Source organism: Bacillus sp. YP1 (assembly GCF_000877815.1).
GTDB lineage: Bacteria > Bacillota > Bacilli > Bacillales > Bacillaceae > Bacillus > Bacillus subtilis.
In genome coordinates, this window is record NZ_CP010014.1 from 1,279,341 (window position 1) to 1,297,421 (window position 18,081).

The 18,081-nt window shown below is 42.6% G+C and carries 16 protein-coding genes and 1 pseudogene; 11 read left to right on the forward strand and 6 right to left on the reverse strand.

The genetic code is table 11. The features are described from left to right. Positions 1-245: 245 nt before the first annotated feature. Positions 246-1,811: a neutral metalloprotease NprE gene (gene nprE / locus QF06_RS06375; RefSeq protein ID WP_003245026.1), complete on the reverse strand. Its 1,566-nt coding sequence runs from the start codon at positions 1,809-1,811 to the stop codon at positions 246-248. A gap of 284 nt (positions 1,812-2,095) precedes the next feature. On the opposite strand from nprE, the gene QF06_RS06380 reads away from it, so the two are divergent. The 4 genes and pseudogenes from QF06_RS06380 (at position 2,096) to sigQ (ending at position 5,106) form a co-directional block, all read left to right on the forward strand. Further along, a complete protein-coding gene (locus tag QF06_RS06380; protein ID WP_076457755.1) occupies positions 2,096-4,036 on the forward strand; it encodes a hypothetical protein in 1,941 nt (646 codons plus the stop codon). Further along, on the forward strand, positions 4,026-4,295 hold the full coding sequence (locus QF06_RS06385) for a hypothetical protein (RefSeq protein ID WP_024572390.1): 270 nt from the start codon (positions 4,026-4,028) through the stop codon (positions 4,293-4,295). Before QF06_RS06380 ends, QF06_RS06385 begins: the two co-directional genes overlap by 11 nt. Next, a pseudogene (gene ylaC / locus QF06_RS06390) lies at positions 4,295-4,816 on the forward strand (RNA polymerase sigma factor YlaC). The gene QF06_RS06385 and the pseudogene ylaC overlap by 1 nt, the downstream one beginning before the upstream one ends. After that, on the forward strand, positions 4,813-5,106 hold the full coding sequence (gene sigQ / locus QF06_RS06395; RefSeq protein ID WP_003232283.1) for an anti-YlaC sigma factor ylaD: 294 nt from the start codon (positions 4,813-4,815) through the stop codon (positions 5,104-5,106). Before ylaC ends, sigQ begins: the two are co-directional and overlap by 4 nt. A 39-nt stretch (positions 5,107-5,145) precedes the next feature. On the opposite strand, the gene QF06_RS06400 is transcribed toward sigQ, so the two are convergent. Together QF06_RS06400 and QF06_RS06405 are read right to left on the reverse strand one after the other, a co-directional pair. Next, a complete protein-coding gene (locus tag QF06_RS06400; RefSeq protein ID WP_021479358.1) occupies positions 5,146-5,757 on the reverse strand; it encodes a hypothetical protein in 612 nt (203 codons plus the stop codon). Between the two features lie 271 nt (positions 5,758-6,028). After that, the gene (locus QF06_RS06405) at positions 6,029-6,217 is read right to left on the reverse strand and encodes a YlaF family protein (protein WP_003245500.1); all 189 of its coding nucleotides are present in this window, start codon (positions 6,215-6,217) and stop codon (positions 6,029-6,031) included. 112 nt (positions 6,218-6,329) lie between these two features. Here QF06_RS06405 and typA point away from each other — a divergent pair, with 112 nt between their 5' ends. Both typA and QF06_RS06415 read left to right on the forward strand, forming a co-directional pair. Continuing rightward, complete coding sequence (gene typA, locus QF06_RS06410; protein WP_003232278.1) at positions 6,330-8,168, forward strand: translational GTPase TypA; 1,839 nt, start codon at positions 6,330-6,332, stop codon at positions 8,166-8,168. Positions 8,169-8,224: 56 nt separating this feature from the next. Further along, positions 8,225-8,542: a YlaH-like family protein gene (locus tag QF06_RS06415; protein WP_003221327.1), complete on the forward strand. Its 318-nt coding sequence runs from the start codon at positions 8,225-8,227 to the stop codon at positions 8,540-8,542. A gap of 55 nt (positions 8,543-8,597) precedes the next feature. On the opposite strand, the gene QF06_RS06420 is transcribed toward QF06_RS06415, so the two are convergent. Together QF06_RS06420 and QF06_RS06425 are read right to left on the reverse strand one after the other, a co-directional pair. Continuing rightward, entirely contained in the window at positions 8,598-8,807 is a 210-nt protein-coding gene (locus tag QF06_RS06420; protein ID WP_003232271.1) for a YlaI family protein, read from the reverse strand. An 82-nt stretch (positions 8,808-8,889) separates the two neighbouring features. Beyond that, a complete protein-coding gene (locus QF06_RS06425) occupies positions 8,890-9,519 on the reverse strand; it encodes a YhcN/YlaJ family sporulation lipoprotein (RefSeq protein ID WP_038827801.1) in 630 nt (209 codons plus the stop codon). A 154-nt stretch (positions 9,520-9,673) separates the two neighbouring features. Here QF06_RS06425 and QF06_RS06430 point away from each other — a divergent pair, with 154 nt between their 5' ends. Beyond that, a complete protein-coding gene (locus QF06_RS06430; protein WP_003245272.1) occupies positions 9,674-11,002 on the forward strand; it encodes a PhoH family protein in 1,329 nt (442 codons plus the stop codon). Between the two features lie 2 nt (positions 11,003-11,004). Here QF06_RS06430 and QF06_RS06435 read toward each other — a convergent pair whose 3' ends face one another. Next, positions 11,005-11,490 carry a hypothetical protein gene (locus tag QF06_RS06435; RefSeq protein WP_003245279.1) on the reverse strand — a complete coding sequence of 162 codons (486 nt, stop codon included), beginning with the start codon at positions 11,488-11,490 and terminating at the stop codon, positions 11,005-11,007. 102 nt (positions 11,491-11,592) lie between these two features. On the opposite strand from QF06_RS06435, the gene glsA reads away from it, so the two are divergent. The 4 genes from glsA to pyc all read left to right on the forward strand — a co-directional run bounded on the left by glsA (position 11,593) and on the right by pyc (position 17,839). Next, complete coding sequence (gene glsA, locus QF06_RS06440) at positions 11,593-12,522, forward strand: glutaminase A (RefSeq protein ID WP_041850863.1); 930 nt, start codon at positions 11,593-11,595, stop codon at positions 12,520-12,522. A gap of 97 nt (positions 12,523-12,619) precedes the next feature. Beyond that, positions 12,620-12,901 carry an Fpa/YlaN family protein gene (locus QF06_RS06445; RefSeq protein WP_003245286.1) on the forward strand — a complete coding sequence of 94 codons (282 nt, stop codon included), beginning with the start codon at positions 12,620-12,622 and terminating at the stop codon, positions 12,899-12,901. 205 nt (positions 12,902-13,106) lie between these two features. Then, the gene (ftsW, locus tag QF06_RS06450) at positions 13,107-14,318 is read left to right on the forward strand and encodes a cell division protein FtsW (protein ID WP_021479353.1); all 1,212 of its coding nucleotides are present in this window, start codon (positions 13,107-13,109) and stop codon (positions 14,316-14,318) included. Between the two features lie 74 nt (positions 14,319-14,392). Next, positions 14,393-17,839, forward strand: a complete 3,447-nt coding sequence (pyc, locus tag QF06_RS06455) for a pyruvate carboxylase (protein ID WP_019712514.1) — start codon at positions 14,393-14,395, stop codon at positions 17,837-17,839. Positions 17,840-18,081 lie beyond the last annotated feature (242 nt).

The following is an 18,081-nucleotide window of genomic DNA, read 5'->3' on the forward strand; positions in this document are numbered from 1 at the left end:
TGTTTTTGCTCTTAACTGGACGCGCGATCCTTCACATAGCCACGTGACCTGTAGCAGAATTCGTCTATCAATTATGTGGACTGAATCATTAGCTTTTATAAAATGCGCACTTGCGGCTGCATCCTTCTTTTTGCAGATCAGAAGCCGTTTCTGTCTCATGGCAGCATCTTTTCGTCGTTTCTGCTGAGAGAGAAATCAAGATATGTAACAAAAAAAGCCTGAGGGATCTCAGGCTTTTTCTAATATTACAATCCAACAGCATTCCAGGCTGCTTCAACTTTAGCGGCATCAGTTGAGCCGTAGAGGTCACGGGCAGACTGAATGAGAGCTGCCTTGGCATCTTTGAACGTGGAAGAAGGCGTGAGGTACGTTGTTAACGCACGGTAATAGATTTGCTGTGATTTAGATACACCAAGTTTTGTGATGGTGTTGTAAGCGGCTTTGTTTGGAATTCCGCTGTTTGTGTGTACACCGCCATAATCGCCTTCATCTGTGTTTGGAAGGTTTCTGTAATTGGCGTAATTGTCAGGCTGGTTGTATTTTGTAGGGTTGGACAGGCTGCGAAGAGCAGGCTGGCTGACCGTAATGTCTTCACCGATGTCCCAGTCTTCTGTATCGTTAAAATACCCGAATACGTCAGAGAAAGACTCGTTTAATGCACCTGGCTGATTTTCATAAATCAAGTTGGCTGTTTCTTGGGTGACGCCATGTGTCATTTCATGCGCTGTCACATCTAATGAGCCGGAAAGCGGAGAGAAGAATGAACCGTCGCCATCACCGTAAATCATCTGGTCTCCTGTCCATGCAGCGTTATTGTATTGAGTGCCATAGTGAACGGAAGAAACGATTTTACTGCCTTTGTTATCATAGCTGTTTCGTTTAAAGTTTGAATAAAAATAATCGTACACTTTACCGAGGTTATAGTGTGCGTCAACGGCTGCCCGCTGTGATGAAGATGTAAATGTTTTCGTTGTGCTTGAGACAAGCGTGCCCGGAAGGCGGCTTTGTCTGTTTTGCAAGTCATATGTGATGATTTGGGTGCCAGTTGGTTTTGAAAGATCTCTTAGAACATATTTTCCGCCTTCATAAGAGATGTTCAATGGAACAGTTGCGCCCTTTAGCGTTGTTCCGCTTCCAGTGGCGGCGGCATGTTCTACTTTATTTTGCTGTTTTAAAATGCTGCCTGTTTCAGCGTCAACTAAGACTTCCCAGTTTGCAGGTTCAGGCTCGACATAGCGAATCGTCACGTCGTAAGCAAGACGATAGCTGCCGTCCTTTGTTTCTATCGCTTTCAATTCGGCTTTATTGCTGTTTTTGGCCGCTCCGTTAGAAACAGCGTCTGGTGATTTGCCGATAGCTTTGAAAGCGAGTGCCAGCGCTTTTTCAGAAGAGACTTTTTGGCTGTTATCTGTTTTTGCAGCAGATTGATTGTGTAATTCACCATTGACCGCATAGACATTATCGGATTTATCGACGTGAACGATCACTTGCGAATCTTTAATTGGCACTCCGTTAACGACAGGCGCATATCGAAAGTGTTTGTATCCAAGGGCATCAGTCGTGCTTTCAACAAGCTTCAGCCTTTTGGAAGGGTCACCTTTAAAAATGTTGCTGTTCTTTTTCAAAAACTGCTTGACAGCCTTGTCATTTGGTGCAGAGAGTTCTGATTGCGCAATCGCGTTTTTGGAGAGGAAATTTGTTTGATTCTCTTTAAGCTGATGACCTTCAGCAGCCTGAACACCAGGAAGGCTGATTGATAAACTCATAAACGAAGCAGCGACAGCAACAGACAATTTTTTACCTAAACCCACAATAAATCCCCCTTTTTGAAAATACTGAAAACTTTATATTGTTATATTAAACTAGCATTCTGGAATACTCAACAAAAACTAACATAACTAGACAAAATTGATAGTATTGTCCTGTGTTTGTTTTTGTTGAATAATATCAAGATGAGTCAAGTGTCATGTGACGGTTCACTCAAGAGTTATGTTTTTTACATATCAAGGGGAAGATGAGATATTTTTGTTTCAACTTGAAACTTTTTGAAAAGTCCGCTGTCTAACCGAATGAGGCCTTAATAAGAAGTAAAGGATTGTTGTTCGTGTTGGAGTTATTCAGTCATTATGTATTGCATTTCGAACGTTATTTTATATTAAGCAGACAAAGCACCCTGCTGATTCAATGGTCAATTGTTGTTCTGGCGGGTTTATATCTTTTGGGGCATCATCCCAAAATAAACCGGCAGCGCACAATGTTCTTGGCGGGTGTTATGTTGCGGATTGTGCTGCTGGCGGGAGTGTCTGTTGAACTTATTCACCAGGTGCAATCAACAAACTTCACTAGCGCTTACTTAAGAGAGGACGGAAAAGAACTGCTGCCGCTGCTGCATTTTTTGTTATACGGATATGTGCTGCTGACGGCTTTTCACTATATGTTGATGCCGCGTGATCATGGCGGAAAGGGTAAGTTTTATACGTTCGACCTTGCCGTTGTCAGTTTGCCAATCGTACAAATGATATTCAGTTTCTTTACGTATTGGAAGGAAAATCCGGATGGAGTCGAGCCAATTGCATTCGTGTTTCTGTTTTTCATTATTACTCTTCCTATTGTGTTGGATGTTGTGTTTTTTAAGCTGTATTGGAGAACAAATAAGATTTTACTCGGCTTATTTTATACGCTGATTATCGGACTGCTTGTCTTGCTGCTTGCGCCATATCCCAATCAAATCTCAAAAGATTATGGTGCAGTAATGCCATATACGATTTATTTGGCAATGGCGGGATTTTTGATGAGCTATCATCTGTTCCAAAAGTCAGGAGAGGTTTATGTGCGTGTGAATAAGTGGCTGACGATGGCTGTCATGGTGTTTTTTGTCCTGCTGTTAAATCCGATATATAACATAGGAACGGCTGCTTTCGCTGTATCAAAACCGATAAATGTCCATGATTCATTCAATTATGTCGGGGAGCACATTTCATCAGAAAAAGCGGAACAGATACTAAAGTCATTTTTTCCTACGGATAAAACACTTTATTTGCACGATACAAACATGGATGTGCATTATTTCTACTCATTTGAAAGCAAGAGTTATAAAGCTGAGGTAGATGAAGTATCGCAGCTGATTCGTAATTATGAATACTTACAAAAAGCGCATGGGAAAAAGCTAACGAATCAGGAGTACAAGCGAAAGTCCATCGCTTTCCTTGAGCGACACGGACGTGTGTTACATAAGGATCATATCGAAACAAAGGTATCAAATGAGGACGGCCAGACAGTCGTACGTATATACCTGAAAAACCAGCTTCATAAAAAAGATCATGCTGATGATGGCGCGGTATTTTATTGGGAAAAGGAAACCTTAATGGGTTTTAGTGAAGATCCATCGATTTACCAGCTTGACTCTCTATTGCATGTTCATATAACAGAACAAGACATTCAAGACAAAGTGGAACAAATGTTTACAGCGCTGAACATATTGAAACAGCCTTATCAGATCACTGATATTGAAAGCGACAGCCTGCTTGGAAGCATGGTGAGAGTTGAAACAAAAGATGGAATTGTATTGGAGTTTGATGGAGAATCCGGTAGTTTACACAGTCTCTCGATTCCAATGAAAAAGGAAATTTCACTGACTAACAGCCGGCTGCAGCGGCAGGTATTAACGGTCTTCGATGCTGATGTATCAGAAATGAAGAAAAAAAGCAGTCAGAGTGACATGGTGATGTATACTGATTCTTCTAAAACATATGAGTTTTTTGAAGATCAAGGTCAGCTAAACGTTTATGTATACAGCGATACACCTGATCAGTCATTCCCCTATACATATCGTAATGGAACATTGGCTTACGAAAAGGTAGCTTCTCTATATCAGGATGTTATTTACAAAAAGCGTATGCGTCCGATTATCGTTCAAAGAGAGGGTGAACGGCATTATGCATGGCTGATCATTATTCAGCCGTTTGGTTCAAATCGCCATGATGCCTATGTAGTGGATGGAGAAACACAAGAGGTGAAAAGTCTTTATGAATCATAAAGAAAAAGAGTCTGTTTTTGTAGACTTATACGACCTGTATAAAGAAGGAGAGCTAGAGGATGAATCAATGGAATGGATGAAACAGCATGAATCCCAATTTCAAAAGAATGCGGAAGACTTAAAGAGTAAAACTTGTTTAAAGAGAAGTCCCGGTGCTGAAGAAGAAAGCCAAATCAGATATATGAAAGTATACCTGTCTTCCATGTATATCTGTTTCATTTTATTGGCCATTTGGATGACGGTGTGGTTTTACTTTTAATGAAGCATAGGGATTCCATTGAGGACTTGTATCGGCAGTATTATCAAGAAATTTTAAATTATTTATTCAGAAGGACTCTTCACCTTGAAACAGCCAAGGACTTAGCGCAAGACACGTTCGTGAAAGCTCTTAACGGTCTGGCCTCGTTTAGGGGGCATTCTTCCATCAGAACATGGCTCTACACCATTGCGCATCATACCTTTATCAATTGGTACCGCAGGGATGTCAAATACCAATTTACTGATATCAGCAAAAATGAAGGGGTAACGCAAACAACTTATGAGCAGCCTGAACAGTATCTGTCACGGACGGTGAAAAGCGAAACACTGCGGCAGGAGCTCCTGAAGTTAAAAGATCAGCATCAATCCGTTTTGATTTTAAGAGAATTCCAATAGCTTTCTTATGAAGAAATCGCTGAGATATTAGGATGGAGTCTTTCTAAGGTGAAAACCACATTGCACCGGGCTAGATTAGAACTTAAGAAAAACATGACGAAAAGTAGAGAGGAGGAGCGGATATGACCTGCTTTCTAGTAAGAGACCTGCTTCCTCTGTATCTTGAAGGTGATTGTAAAAGAGAAACGGAACACGTTATAGAAGAGCATTTAAAAATGTGCAGCAGCTGCAGAGACATGTATGACACGATGGCTGAGCCATTTGAATTGGAAAGCGAACAGGCCGTTGAGGAGGCTTATCTGCCGGAAGAAGAACTGCGTTTTAAACAGAGGTACTATGGATTACTGATCATGAAAGCTGCCTGCTGGTTTGGAGCGGCGGTTGCCATGATGCTGATCATCAAATTGCTGATATAAAAAAAGCGCTTGTCCGATTCCGGCAAGCGCTTTTTCACATTAAGCCTGGGGATGAATCATATCGTAAATAGCGGCAAGCTGTTCTTGTGACATGGCACTGAAGAGTTTTTCATAAACGTCAGCTTGCAGTGGCGTTGCACCTGCTTGTAGCGCTGCGTCTTTATCATAGCTGTACACATCATCTTGTAGCACAATGGCTGCTTGAAGAATGTGAATCTTGAGAGAAACAGCGGAGAAAAATTGTTCAAGTGCAAGTGCTTCTTTTTCTGTGAAGCCAAGTTCAACTGCTTTTTCTGTATCAAATTTGTAATTTCCATCCTCGAGATACACACATTGTGAAACAATGCTGAAAAATTCTGATGTCGATTCCCAGAGTGTAGCAATTACCTGAGCCTCTTCTTTTGTCATTCCTAACTCGACAGCTTTTTCGCTGTCAAAATAATATACACCGTCTTGTTCGTATATACATTGATTTAATATATCAATGAATGTATTGAGATCTTCGTTAGTGCTCGCCTGATGCTGGAGTTGAACAGCAGTGTTATCAACCAGTGTTTTTGCGCTGGCTGCATCAGGACCGAACGTTAATAGAGCAGCTGATGTCATTGCGGCAGTCGTTAACATAGCTTTTTTTACAAATGTTTTCTTCATGTTTCTTCTCTCCCTTTTATGAATTGTGCTACAAATTCCATTATAGGGAGTAGTTTCCGGTGGAGGAATAGGCGCTATGGTATTTTATGTGTATCGTTGCCGAACTACTTTTTGAAGGCTGCACGTGTGATCGTTAGAACGATTGTCTATGTATGAAGGCTGTTTTGCATCTTCCTGACTAAGAAACAGGGGAGATAAGGCTTAAGAAATGAAAAACACCGCTTTCTTTGCGGTGTTTTTTGATTACAATGTCGCCGGCGGGGCAATGCTTTTAATCAAGCAAGCCTTGTTCGCGCATTTTCTTTTTTAATGTAAATCCGCCGCCCATGACAGCGCAAACAAGTACAATGCTGGCGATAATGCCTGCAGGGCTTTTTTCAGCGATAAAGACGCCGATCAGCATAATGCTGAAAACCGCTGCAAATGCAAATAATAGTAAAAGCCAATTCATTTTTTTCATAAATTCCATCCCCTTTTACGTCTTATATTAAGTTTACAGAAAAACGTGACGCTTTTAAAGAGGATGTGTGATATAATATGAAAGTTATCTAATTTTTTTAGGAGATGAAAAAGTGAAACTTCGAAATGATCTTCGCAACATCGCGATTATTGCCCACGTTGACCATGGGAAAACGACTCTAGTCGATCAGCTTTTACATCAGGCTGGTACGTTCCGTGCCAACGAACAGGTTGCTGAACGCGCAATGGACTCTAATGATCTTGAACGCGAACGCGGCATTACAATATTGGCGAAAAATACTGCGATTAACTATAAAGATACACGTATCAATATTTTGGACACCCCTGGACACGCAGACTTTGGGGGAGAAGTAGAACGGATTATGAAAATGGTTGACGGCGTAGTGCTTGTCGTTGACGCATATGAAGGCTGTATGCCTCAAACTCGTTTTGTTCTGAAAAAAGCTCTTGAGCAAAACCTGAACCCTGTTGTTGTTGTAAACAAAATTGACCGTGACTTTGCTCGTCCAGAGGAAGTTATCGATGAAGTTCTGGATCTGTTCATTGAGCTTGATGCTAATGAAGAGCAGCTCGAGTTCCCAGTGGTATATGCTTCCGCGATTAATGGAACAGCGAGTCTTGATCCGAAACAACAGGATGAAAACATGGAAGCTTTATATGAAACCATTATTAAGCATGTTCCGGCACCTGTTGATAATGCAGAGGAGCCGCTTCAATTCCAAGTTGCCCTTCTTGACTACAACGACTATGTAGGCCGTATCGGAATCGGACGCGTATTCCGCGGCACAATGAAAGTCGGACAGCAGGTTTCTCTTATGAAGCTTGACGGGACGGCAAAGTCATTCCGTGTTACAAAGATTTTTGGTTTCCAAGGCTTAAAGCGTGTGGAAATTGAAGAAGCAAAAGCGGGAGACCTCGTTGCGGTTTCCGGGATGGAAGATATCAACGTTGGTGAAACGGTATGTCCTGTAGACCATCAAGATCCGCTTCCGGTGCTTCGCATTGATGAGCCGACACTTCAAATGACATTTGTCGTGAATAACAGTCCGTTTGCAGGCCGTGAAGGCAAATATGTAACGGCCCGCAAAATCGAAGAGCGTCTTCAATCACAGCTTCAGACGGATGTGAGCTTGCGTGTTGAGCCGACAGCTTCTCCTGATGCTTGGGTTGTTTCAGGACGCGGTGAACTGCACTTGTCAATTTTAATTGAAAATATGCGCCGTGAGGGCTATGAGCTTCAAGTGTCAAAACCTGAAGTTATTATCAAAGAAATCGACGGCGTACGCTGTGAGCCTGTTGAACGTGTGCAAATTGATGTTCCTGAAGAGCATACTGGCTCTGTCATGGAATCAATGGGTGCCCGCAAAGGCGAAATGGTTGATATGATCAACAACGGAAACGGCCAAGTCCGTCTCATCTTTACAGTTCCTTCCCGCGGATTGATCGGTTACTCTACAGAATTCCTATCATTAACACGCGGATTCGGTATTTTGAACCATACGTTTGACAGCTACCAGCCGATGCAGGCGGGCCAAGTCGGCGGACGCCGTCAAGGTGTACTTGTGTCAATGGAAAACGGAAAAGCAACATCATACGGTATTCAAGGAATTGAAGACCGCGGTGTCATCTTCGTTGAGCCGGGTACTGAAGTATACGAAGGAATGATCGTTGGAGAGCATAACCGTGACAATGACCTTGTTGTTAACGTCAGCAAAATGAAACAGCAAACAAACGTCCGTTCCGCGACAAAGGATCAGACAACTACAATTAAAAAAGCGCGCATCATGTCTCTTGAGGAGTCTCTAGAGTACTTAAACGAAGATGAATATTGTGAAGTAACACCTGAATCCATCCGTTTAAGAAAGAAGATCCTCAATAAGAACGAACGTGAAAAAGCAGCTAAAAAGAAAAAAACAGCAGGATTGTCTTAATCTCGTGCAGAATTTGAAAAGATAGAACCCGTACGTTTACAGGGGAGGGAATCTTTTTGAATGACGTAAGCGAACGTCTGTCGTTCTTCGCCGCTCTATATCAAGTAGACCGGCAGCCTGCGGCAGGCATGTGGCTGCTGTACGGCACGATTTTTGTGTTGGCCGTTATTGTATTTAAGCTTGGATTTGCTAAACGGCTTCCTGTATTAAAATCTGCAGTGGTGTATGTATTTTTGGCGTTGGGCTGCACTGTTTTGACTTTTTTAGGGGTGTTTTTGCCCGTGGCAGAAGGATTGATCGTCGCTGCGCTGATTTTAATCATTTACAAAATCCGGCTGTATCAGTCGAAAAAAGGACAGTCTGCAAAATCATAAAAGACTCAGCTGAAAGCTGAGTCTTTTTTGTGTTCTGTATGGTTAAGCGGACGCTTTATTTTTTGACTTTTTCTTTTTTCTGCTGTCCCGGGTGAAAAGTAAATTTTCCCGTTTTCAGCCGTTCCTCTGTTTTTTTGGCAATCCGATCGTGGCATTCCTGGCACATATATGTATGGATCGGGCGGTTTCGAAGCCGTTTCGCGATCAGGGTATCATCATCAATTGTTTCAATTTTATCGCAAATAGAACATTTGACCCTCATCATATCACCTCTTTCACTAACATGTATTATAGCACGGATTAGAAGCTGTCCAAAATAAGAAAAAGCTAAAGCGCAAGGCTATAGCTTAGTCATTGTTGTTCTTTTTCATATGATGATCAGATTGATCGTTTTGCTCCTTCTCCATTTCCTGCTGCTGTTTTCTATTTAATTGGTCATTTTGCTGCTTTGTTTGCGGTTCGTCTTCATTGTCAATCACATCGTTAGGCACTTCGGGAAGCACTCGGCCGACAATTGCAGCTAATTCATCCAGTATGCCTGTTACCGGACGGCCCTCGCTGATTTCTCTGCTCATTTCGCGAAGGCGGCTGACCGTATCGGGATCAGCAATGACTACTGCGTTGGCGCCATATCGATCATTCTTTAGCGCCTGAGCTACAGAATATTTAATGGTTTCCACTTTGCTTCTGTCCAAAGTATCATCGACATCAATCCCAACAACAGCATAACCTCCCAGCACAACGGCTGTTGCATCCTTGACGTCGGGGTTTTTTTCAGCAACGCTGACAAGATGTTTGGCAATATCCGTTCTTGTTCCATTGTTTTTTGTTTCTTGAGTTGTGTCCTTTACGTGAATCGGTTTAGTCTCCTGCTGTCTTGTTGATTCTTTTTCAACATTCTGGCCCTGTTTTCCTTGTTGATAGGCACAAGCGGACAGGATAAGTGTCAGCTGTATGATAATGAAAAGAATTCGCACTTGCGGGTTCCCTCCTTAAAATGCTTTCATTAATTTTATTGTTGAATTAACCTTCTATCTTTATGCACAAAAACATATATTTTAGCAGGCATTCACCTTTTTCATCAAAAGAGAAGCAGGAAGAACTTTGACCCTTATATCAGGAGGCTGAGACTTGAGTAAAATTTATGTGTTAGATACGAATGTGTTATTACAGGATCCTAACGCGATATTTTCTTTTGAAGAAAATGAGGTTGTCATCCCTGCTGTCGTTTTAGAAGAGGTTGATTCAAAAAAACGGTATATGGACGAAGTTGGGAGGAATGCAAGGCACGTATCTAAGCTAATCGATGCGCTAAGACAAAAGGGCAGGCTGCATGAGCATGTACCGCTTGACACCGGCGGCACACTGAGAATTGAACTGAATCATCGTTCGTTTCACCAGCTGCAAGAGATCTTTATTGAAAAGACGAACGATAATCGCATATTAGCCGTTGCGAAAAACTTGAGCCTCGAGGAAGAAACCAAGGAAAATGGCAGGCCGGTTATCCTCGTCAGTAAGGATGTACTTGTCAGAGTTAAAGCCGACGCAATCGGACTGCTTGCTGAAGATTTCTTGAATGACCGGGTTGTGGACAATGATGAAATGTACAGCGGCTATAAAGATTTATATATCAGTCAGCAGCTGTTCAGCTCTTTTTACGGAAAAAATCAAATTTCAGTAAACGATGTGAAACAGCATGCGTTTTACCCGAATCAGTTTGCTTTAATGAAGGATGAGCTAGGAGGATCCTCTTCGGCAGTCGGAATTGCAGACAAAACCGGTACGGTATTAAAAAGACTCGTATTTGATGATGAACATATATGGGGAATCAGGCCGAAAAATGTACAGCAGACAATGGCATTAGAGCTTTTGCTGCGGGAAGATATTCCGCTTGTCACCCTGATCGGCAAAGCGGGAACCGGCAAAACGCTCTTAGCTTTGGCGGCAGGGCTATTACAGACAGAAGACTTGGGAATATACAAAAAGCTGGTCGTCGCAAGGCCGATTGTTCCTGTTGGCAAGGACATCGGATATTTGCCAGGCGAAAAAGAGGAAAAGCTAAAGCCTTGGATGCAGCCGATTTTTGACAACTTAGAGTTTCTGTTTAATGCGAAAAAACCAGGGGAGCTTGATGCTATTTTGGCGGGAATTGGCTCAATTCAGGTAGAAGCGCTGACTTATATCAGAGGGAGAAGCATTCCAGATCAATTTATTATCATTGATGAAGCGCAAAATTTGACCAGGCATGAGGTGAAAACTTTGCTGACGAGAGTCGGTGAAGGCAGTAAAATTGTCTTAATGGGTGACCCTGAACAAATTGATCACCCATATTTAGACAGTCTGAATAATGGTTTGGCCTATGTGGTTGAACGGTTTAAAGGACAACCCATCTCAGGCAGCGTGAAGCTGTTAAAAGGTGAGAGATCAGGTCTCGCCCAGCTCGCAGCTGATTTGCTGTAACATTAAATGATTTCGATCTCTTTTACATCGGTAATCGGCTGTTTGTGATGGACCGGGTCTTCAAAGTAAATATGCACGGGGCCGCCTTCTTGAATCGGCTTGCCTGCCTCACTGAAATGGACAATACTGTTCAGAGCGGTTTCCAGAGAAACGGCGGCCTTTCCCGAACTTGTGACAAATACACATTGTGTCGCAGAGCTGTTCGGCTCAGCATTTTTCAGGACAGTCCCAAGTCTCATTGCGAAACTGCCGTTCATCAGTTTTTGCTTCTCATATTGCTTTTCCGTCTTTAATGTAGGCGGCGCGATTCGCCCCTCTCTGATGACGCGTTCCGGATCAAGGTCTGATTCATCCCCGGCTGATTGTAAATATGTGTCTTGACTGTCCCCTTTGCGGTCAAACGAAAATTTGCGATCATCAAAAATCCATACGCTTGGATCAATGGTAATTGGATATGTAACATTGCCTTTTACTTGGATAACGCTCATGATATGACCCCCTTCTCTCAAAATTATAAAAGTTTTCGCATGAATTGTCACTTTGTGTACAAATTATGTGTATTGAAATGCTGAGGGAACGAGGGTGTTTGCATGGTATGCCGGCATAATGATGAGCTTGAAGCCTTAGTGAAAAAGGCGAAAAAAGTAACGGACAAGGGGGAGGTAGCCAGCTATATTCCCGCCTTGGCAAAAGCTGATAAACACGACCTGTCAGTGGCGATTTATTATTCCAATAATGTTTGTCTGTCAGCAGGTGACGTAGAAAAAACATTTACGCTTCAAAGTATATCGAAAGTCCTTTCCCTTGCTTTGGTGTTAATGGAATACGGCAAAGATAAGGTCTTCAGTTATGTTGGACAGGAGCCGACCGGTGATCCGTTTAATTCAATTATCAAGCTCGAAACGGTGAATCCGAGCAAGCCGTTAAACCCTATGATTAATGCCGGGGCATTGGTAGTGACAAGTCTGATAAGAGGAAGAACGGTGAAAGAGAGACTTGATTATTTGCTTTCTTTTATCAGAAGGCTGACAAACAACCAAGAGATTACATACTGCCGGGAAGTGGCTGAATCTGAATACAGCACTTCAATGATTAATCGGGCGATGTGTTATTATATGAAGCAGTACGGCATTTTTGAAGATGATGTAGAAGCAGTAATGGATTTATACACGAAGCAATGCGCGATTGAGATGAACAGCTTGGATTTAGCGAAAATCGGATCTGTATTTGCATTGAACGGCAGACATCCAGAGACTGGGGAGCAAGTCATCTCAAAAGATGTCGCTAGAATTTGCAAAACGTTTATGGTGACGTGCGGAATGTACAATGCAAGCGGGGAATTCGCAATTAAGGTCGGAATTCCTGCGAAAAGCGGCGTATCCGGCGGGATTATGGGCATTTCGCCTTACGATTTCGGGATCGGCATATTCGGCCCCGCATTAGACGAAAAAGGGAACAGCATTGCAGGTGTAAAGCTTTTGGAAATAATGTCTGAGATGTACAGCCTGAGTATTTTTTAATTTATGTCATATGCTTAAATCCTCTTGCATTTTCTGTTGATACCCTTTATGATAAATAGAAGAATTAGGTACTCGCCTGGGGAACGGAGGGATACTTTTGGCTTCAGAGATGATAGTTGACCATCGGCAAAAAGCTTTTGAACTCTTAAAAGTGGACGCTGAGAAGATTTTGAAGCTGATCCGAGTACAAATGGATAACTTAACGATGCCTCAATGTCCTCTATATGAAGAGGTTTTAGATACTCAAATGTTCGGGCTTTCGAGGGAAATCGATTTTGCTGTCCGCCTGGGATTGGTTGATGAAAAAGACGGTAAAGACCTTTTATACACATTGGAACGCGAATTGTCTGCTTTACATGACGCGTTTACAGCTAAATAAATGATAAAACTCAAACTTATTAACAGTTTGGGTTTTTTTATAACCGCTATTTTTCTCTCATCTCATAAAAGACGGTCTTTTTTTACACATTCCTTCCGAATCGTATAGAGATTCTTCGTCTCGTTTGATAAATTGTAGTAAAATAAAAAAGATAAATACATAAAAACCATAGATAATGGAAGTTAGAAGCAGGGAAGAGGATGTTATGTTAAAAAAAATGCTAAAATCTTATGATTACTCACTGATATTCGCAATCGTTTTATTATGCGGATTCGGTTTAGTGATGGTATACAGCTCAAGCATGATTACAGCTGTCTCCCGGTATGGAGTAAGCAGTAATTTTTTCTTCATGCGGCAGCTGTTTGCTTTAATTGCGGGTGGCGCTCTATTTATTCTCATGGCGTTGTTTCCTTACAAGGCACTGGCCCATCAAAAGTTTCAGAAGGGGATACTGCTTGTATCTGTTCTTGCGCTTATCTCACTGTTTGTTTTCGGGCATGTTGCCGGAAACGCGCAGAGCTGGTTTAAAATCGGGGGAATGAGTATTCAGCCTGGGGAGTTTGTGAAACTGGTCGTGATTTTATACCTTGCAGCCGTATATGCAAAAAAACAAAGTTATATCGACCATCTGTTAACGGGAGTAGCCCCTCCGGTAGTCATGACGCTTATAATTTGCGGGTTAATTGCCATGCAGCCAGATTTCGGTACAGCCATGATTATAGGGTTAATTGCGACGTGCATGATCTTGTGCTCCGGATTCAGCGGAAAGACGCTGGTGAGGCTGCTTTTGCTCGGCGGAATTGTTTTCATTTTAGTCAGCCCGATTCTCTATTTAAATCAGGATCAAATTTTAACTAAAGGCCGTTTGGCGCGTTTTGAGAGTCTTGAAGACCCATTTAAGTATGCAAATTCATCAGGTTTGCAAGTGATCAATTCTTATTATGCGATCAGCTCAGGCGGCATTTTCGGCCTGGGGCTCGGTGAAAGTATCCAAAAATACGGATATCTGCCTGAATCACACACTGACTTTATTATGGCTGTCATTGCTGAAGAGCTCGGCATTTTTGGGGTATTGTTTGTGATTTTCTTATTGGGTTTTGTCGTCATAAAAGGTTTTTATATTGCCAGAAAATGTGAGGACCCGTTTGGAAGTCTTCTGGCGATCGGCATTTCAAGCATGATTGCCATCCAGTCGTTTATTAACCTTGGCGGTGTCAGCGGATTAATTCCGATTACAGGGGTTACGCTGCCATTTATCAGTTACGGGGGCTCTTCTTTGGTGCTGCTGCTGGGGAGTATGGGGATATTAGCGAATATCAGCATGTTTGTGAAATATTCAGAGAATAAGAAAAAGAAAGAGCCCTTGGCGCCGAAGGGAATGAAAAAGAAACAGCTCAAAAAAACTGTTTATCTGTAAAAAACAAGTGTGTACAGGGGAAGGATATTCCGCTATGATAGATTATATTCCATTCGGGTAAGGGGGAGAAAAGTTTGTCTCAGCAATCGATACAAAAAGTATTAGTAGCAAACAGGGGAGAAATTGCAATCCGAATATTCCGGGCGTGTACCGAGTTGAATATTCGAACAGTTGCGGTCTATTCAAAAGAAGATTCCGGTTCCTACCATCGGTACAAAGCGGATGAAGCATACTTGGTCGGTGAAGGGAAAAAACCGATTGATGCTTACCTGGATATTGAAGGTATCATTGATATTGCGAAAAGAAACAAAGTCGATGCAATTCATCCGGGATACGGTTTCTTATCTGAAAATATTCATTTTGCGAGACGATGTGAAGAAGAAGGCATCGTATTCATTGGTCCAAAATCCGAGCATCTCGATATGTTTGGTGACAAGGTAAAAGCGCGTGAGCAGGCAGAAAAAGCGGGAATCCCCGTGATTCCGGGAAGCGACGGTCCTGCCGAAACGCTTGAAGCCGTCGAACAATTTGGACAAGCTAACGGTTATCCGATCATCATTAAAGCCTCGCTTGGCGGCGGCGGCCGTGGTATGCGGATTGTCAGATCTGAAAGTGAAGTTAAAGAAGCATATGAGCGTGCTAAATCAGAGGCGAAAGCAGCCTTTGGCAATGATGAAGTTTATGTAGAAAAATTAATTGAGAATCCGAAACATATTGAGGTTCAGGTCATTGGAGACAAGCAGGGAAATGTCGTCCATCTTTTTGAGAGGGATTGCTCCGTTCAAAGACGCCATCAAAAAGTCATTGAAGTGGCGCCGAGTGTCTCGCTGTCACCTGAATTAAGGGACCAAATTTGTGAGGCGGCAGTTGCGCTTGCCAAAAATGTAAACTATATAAATGCGGGGACGGTCGAATTCCTTGTTGCAAACAACGAGTTCTACTTTATTGAAGTAAACCCTCGCGTACAAGTTGAACACACGATAACAGAAATGATTACTGGTGTCGATATTGTTCAAACTCAGATCCTTGTTGCCCAAGGGCACAGCCTTCACAGCAAAAAAGTAAATATTCCTGAGCAAAAGGACATTTTTACAATCGGCTATGCCATTCAGTCACGGGTTACGACTGAGGATCCGCAAAATGATTTCATGCCTGATACAGGAAAAATCATGGCTTACCGCTCAGGCGGCGGTTTTGGTGTCCGTCTTGATACCGGAAACAGCTTCCAGGGCGCCGTGATCACACCTTACTATGATTCACTTCTCGTTAAGCTTTCAACTTGGGCTTTAACGTTTGAACAGGCAGCTGCCAAAATGGTGCGAAACCTTCAGGAGTTTAGAATCAGAGGCATAAAAACGAACATTCCATTCCTTGAGAACGTTGCAAAACATGAGAAGTTCCTGACAGGGCAATATGATACATCTTTCATTGATACAACGCCTGAATTATTTAATTTCCCTAAACAAAAAGACCGCGGAACGAAAATGCTCACTTACATCGGCAATGTGACAGTAAACGGTTTCCCCGGAATCGGGAAAAAAGAAAAACCGGCGTTTGACAAACCGTTAAGCGTAAAAGTAGACGTTGATCAGCAGCCTGCCAGAGGAACAAAGCAAATTCTCGATGAAAAAGGCGCAGAAGGGCTTGCAAATTGGGTTAAGGAGCAGAAATCTGTCCTTTTAACTGATACGACATTCAGGGATGCCCACCAATCGTTATTGGCAACTAGAATCAGATCGCATGATTTGAAAAAAATCGCAAATCCGACGGCTGCGTTATGGCCTGAACTATTCAGTATGGAAATGTGGGGAGGCGCGACCTTCGATGTAGCCTACCGATTCCTGAAAGAAGATCCGTGGAAGCGTTTGGAAGATCTTCGCAAAGAAGTGCCGAATACCTTATTCCAGATGCTGCTACGCTCATCAAATGCGGTCGGCTATACGAATTATCCGGACAATGTGATTAAAGAATTTGTGAAGCAATCAGCTCAATCCGGTATTGATGTGTTTCGTATTTTCGACAGCTTGAACTGGGTAAAAGGGATGACGTTAGCCATTGATGCTGTTAGGGATACCGGCAAAGTGGCAGAAGCTGCGATTTGTTATACGGGAGATATCCTTGACAAGAACCGGACGAAGTACGACCTTGCATATTATACATCGATGGCGAAGGAGCTTGAGGCGGCCGGAGCCCATATTCTCGGGATTAAAGATATGGCAGGGCTGTTAAAACCGCAGGCTGCATATGAGCTCGTTTCTGCGTTGAAAGAAACGATCGACATTCCGGTTCACCTTCATACGCATGATACGAGCGGAAACGGTATTTATATGTATGCGAAAGCTGTTGAAGCCGGCGTTGATATCATAGACGTGGCGGTCAGCTCAATGGCGGGATTAACGTCACAGCCTAGCGCGAGCGGATTTTATCATGCGATGGAAGGCAACGACCGCCGTCCGGAAATGAATGTCCAAGGCGTTGAATTGCTGTCCCAATATTGGGAGTCGGTGCGTAAATATTATAGTGAATTTGAAAGCGGAATGAAGTCTCCGCATACTGAAATTTATGAACACGAAATGCCAGGGGGCCAATACAGCAACCTGCAGCAGCAAGCCAAGGGAGTAGGCCTTGGCGACCGCTGGAACGAAGTCAAGGAAATGTACAGACGCGTGAACGATATGTTCGGTGACATCGTCAAGGTAACGCCTTCCTCAAAAGTAGTCGGAGATATGGCACTCTACATGGTGCAAAACAATCTGACTGAAAAAGACGTTTACGAAAAAGGTGAATCTTTAGATTTCCCTGATTCTGTCGTGGAGCTTTTTAAAGGAAATATCGGCCAGCCTCATGGCGGATTCCCAGAAAAACTGCAAAAGCTGATCTTAAAAGGGCAGGAGCCGATTACAGTCAGACCGGGCGAACTGCTTGAGCCGGTGTCATTTGAAGCGATCAAACAGGAATTTAAAGAGCAGCATAACTTGGAAATTTCAGATCAGGATGCTGTGGCATATGCCCTTTATCCTAAAGTCTTCACTGATTATGTGAAAACGACAGAAAGCTATGGAGACATCTCGGTATTAGATACACCGACATTCTTCTACGGTATGACATTAGGTGAAGAGATAGAAGTTGAAATTGAGCGCGGCAAAACGCTGATCGTTAAGCTGATTTCAATCGGTGAGCCTCAGCCTGATGCCACCCGCGTCGTTTATTTCGAACTCAACGGGCAGCCGCGTGAAGTAGTCATTAAAGATGAAAGCATTAAGTCTTCCGTTCAGGAAAGGCTGAAAGCAGACCGGACAAATCCAAGCCACATCGCAGCTTCCATGCCTGGAACAGTTATTAAGGTATTGGCTGAAGCAGGCACAAAAGTCAATAAAGGTGATCATTTGATGATTAATGAAGCGATGAAAATGGAAACAACGGTTCAGGCGCCTTTCTCAGGAACAATCAAGCAGGTTCATGTGAAAAATGGCGAACCGATCCAAACGGGAGATCTGCTTCTCGAAATTGAAAAAGCATAAAAAAACAAGAGTGTATATCAATGATATACACTCTTGTTTTTTTTATAGAAAATGTGGAGTGAAACAGATGGTTAGAAGAGATATAAGGGGACTTCAGAGATTATACAGTACTGTCACAAGTCCAAAATAAAAAGAGGCTTATATACCACCAATTTTTTAGATGCTTTGTAGTAGTCCATGCATATTTCTATAAGCACTATCTGATTTTCCAATGGCCAAAATGATTAATACTTATGTTCGCG

Bases quoted from the DNA above. Each gene is read 5' to 3' on its own strand.
- QF06_RS06420 (WP_003232271.1), bottom strand. From the start codon at position 8,807: ATGATGAGGGTCAAATGTTCTATTTGCGATAAAATTGAAACAATTGAT.
- ftsW (WP_021479353.1), top strand. From the start codon at position 13,107: ATGTTAAAAAAAATGCTAAAATCTTATGATTACTCACTGATATTCGCA.
- QF06_RS06405 (WP_003245500.1), bottom strand. From the start codon at position 6,217: ATGAAAAAAATGAATTGGCTTTTACTATTATTTGCATTTGCAGCGGTT.
- glsA (WP_041850863.1), top strand. From the start codon at position 11,593: ATGGTATGCCGGCATAATGATGAGCTTGAAGCCTTAGTGAAAAAGGCG.
- QF06_RS06435 (WP_003245279.1), bottom strand. From the start codon at position 11,490: ATGAGCGTTATCCAAGTAAAAGGCAATGTTACATATCCAATTACCATT.
- QF06_RS06385 (WP_024572390.1), top strand. From the start codon at position 4,026: ATGAATCATAAAGAAAAAGAGTCTGTTTTTGTAGACTTATACGACCTG.
- sigQ (WP_003232283.1), top strand. From the start codon at position 4,813: ATGACCTGCTTTCTAGTAAGAGACCTGCTTCCTCTGTATCTTGAAGGT.
- QF06_RS06400 (WP_021479358.1), bottom strand. From the start codon at position 5,757: ATGAAGAAAACATTTGTAAAAAAAGCTATGTTAACGACTGCCGCAATG.